Raw genomic sequence first — 898 nt, 5'->3', positions numbered from 1 at the left:
CGAGCCAACGACCAATATGCGCATTGGCGGTGGCCACATCCAACGGTAATCCCGCGCTCTTGAGCGTGGCCGCCAATGGTGTAATGAAACTGCCCTTGAGGTAGCCGTTGAAGCGCTCGACCTTGCCTTTGGTCTTGGCCCGATAGGGCCTACAAACACGAGGGCGAAAACCATATTCGTCGGCCAGCGCCAATAGCCGGGGATGCCAGCGATGCAGACCTTCGCCATAGGCATCGCGCTCCAGAATGATCGCTCCGGCGTTGTCGAACAGCGCCTCCTCGGGTACCCCGCCGAAATAAACAAAAGCCTCACGCAAGCCGTCCAGCCATGCATCACTGTCTTCGCGGGCACCGAAGCGGACGAAAGTGACGCGGCTGTAGCCCAGCGTGGCGACGAACGCCTTAAGCGGGTTACGGCCCCTGCGGATAGTGGTGAAATCGACTTGCACCTGCTGACCGGGCGCCGTCTCGAAGCGCACCACAGGGTCATGACGTGGACGTTTGAACGGTGCCAGATAGGATTTGAGCCTGCTGATGCCGCCTGTGTAGCCTTGCGCCTGGACTTCACGCAACAGCACCGTCGCAGGAATCCAATGCGGCCGGGCCGCTTCCACGCGCTCTTGCAGATAGACCTTGAACGGGTCGAGCTTCTCCGGACGCGCTGCTCGCCCTGTATAGCGCGGTGACTCGGCCTCGCCACGCAGGTACTTGCGCACGGTGTTACGCGACACCCCCAGCGTGCGCGCGATGGTTTTGATGCCCATGCCCTGACGGGCCAATACCCTGATTTCCACTGACTGCTCCTGGGTCAACATCTCGGCAGCTCAAAGCCGCCATGATGGCCCAGGGGGTCAAATTTGCGTTGGCGTTAGGGGGTCAGTTTTACATTGGCGGTGACA

The 898-nt window shown here is 60.8% G+C and carries 1 protein-coding gene; it reads right to left on the bottom strand.

The genetic code is table 11. The annotated features are described in order from the left end of the window. A partial coding sequence (gene istA / locus K675_RS0111905) for an IS21 family transposase (protein ID WP_017903747.1) occupies window positions 1–814 on the bottom strand: 814 nt, incomplete at its 3' end. Window positions 815–898: the final 84 nt, after the last annotated feature.

Source organism: Pseudomonas fuscovaginae SE-1 (genome assembly GCF_000364705.1).
Lineage (GTDB): Bacteria > Pseudomonadota > Gammaproteobacteria > Pseudomonadales > Pseudomonadaceae > Aquipseudomonas > Aquipseudomonas fuscovaginae_A.
The sequence above is the reverse complement of the archived record's forward strand: the minus strand, read 5'-3'. Positions and strand labels throughout refer to the sequence as shown.